At 59.3% G+C, this 1,039-nt stretch carries 1 protein-coding gene; it reads left to right on the plus strand.

The window, feature by feature from the left end; all coding sequences use genetic code 11:
• Positions 1-574 precede the first annotated feature (574 nt).
• Positions 575-907 (plus strand): hypothetical protein, encoded by a 333-nt coding sequence (locus AC1DYI_RS36715; RefSeq protein WP_477209003.1) that lies wholly within the window; start codon positions 575-577, stop codon positions 905-907.
• Positions 908-1,039 lie beyond the last annotated feature (132 nt).

The following is a 1,039-nucleotide window of genomic DNA, read 5'->3' on the forward strand; positions in this document are numbered from 1 at the left end:
CCCTTGTCGCTCCGTTGGCAGCCTCGCGTTCCGGTCATCTCCTTGCTCAGCCTCATTCGCCTAACCCCTCGGTCAAAGGGACGTCTTGCGGCAAAGCCGCAAGCCGCCCCTTACCTCGAACGTTAGGTCTCATCATGACATCATCTTTGCCGGAAGAGGCAGTCTTGTTTTCGGCACCTCAGATCGATGTTCCAGCCGGGTTCGTGAACCTTGTGCGATGGGTGAGCGCAGGTGAGGCCGAGTTGTGGGAGCGAAGCACTTTTTCCGTGCCCACAGGGCTTCGCGATGCCGGCGTGTGGTTGCCCGTTGCAAAACTAGGTACACCGCAACCAGTCGGTGCCCCTTGCGTCTCGAGTTCTTCGCACCACACGCAATGCTCGTGTCGCGCACGGAGCCAAACTGGCTGTACCTCAAGCCTGACTCGGCAGTCTTGAATCTGCGTGTCTATGGCCGTGCTGGTCCGCAGCCATGAGACCTAACCCCTCCGTCAAGGGGACAGCCGCAAGCGGGCTTCGCCCACTTGCGGCTGCCCCTTACGTCGAACGTTAAGCCGCTTGATTTACCCGAGCACGCGATGAAGCACTACAGCGGTTCTGAGCCGCCCCGACTCGAGCCCGGAGAGTACTCTGTCTCACTTGCCGAGCTCGCGACCGGCATCGTCCTGAATCTCGACGGAAAGCGTCGCTTCACCGGGAGTACCGATGACTGGATCGTCATCTTTGAGAGCCTCTCCGACGCTGAGAACTTTGCGCAGCAGCAGATCGCGCGAAATCCCGATATTGAGTGCGTGATCAAAGGAGAACAGGGCAGCTTCTTCCGGTGCATCGTTGCCGAGGCAGATGCGCCACCACCACCCGTTCGAAAGGGCGTCTGGGCCGCCCTGCGACTCTGGTTCAAGCCCCATTGAAAGGTAGTCGGCGCAATGCACATTCTCGAAATCAATCTCTCACTGCGAATGCGGCTTGAGTTCAACGTTGAAGTGCAACACCCCGCGGACGGCCGAATGCTTCGGCCGGAGTCCTGAATCCTAGTCTTTCTC

The sequence above is a fragment of the Ideonella sp. P3_A4 genome (genome assembly GCF_056403075.1).

Excerpts from the sequence above, each read along its gene's own strand:
- AC1DYI_RS36715 (WP_477209003.1), top strand. The coding sequence starts at position 575 with ATGAAGCACTACAGCGGTTCTGAGCCGCCCCGACTCGAGCCCGGAGAG.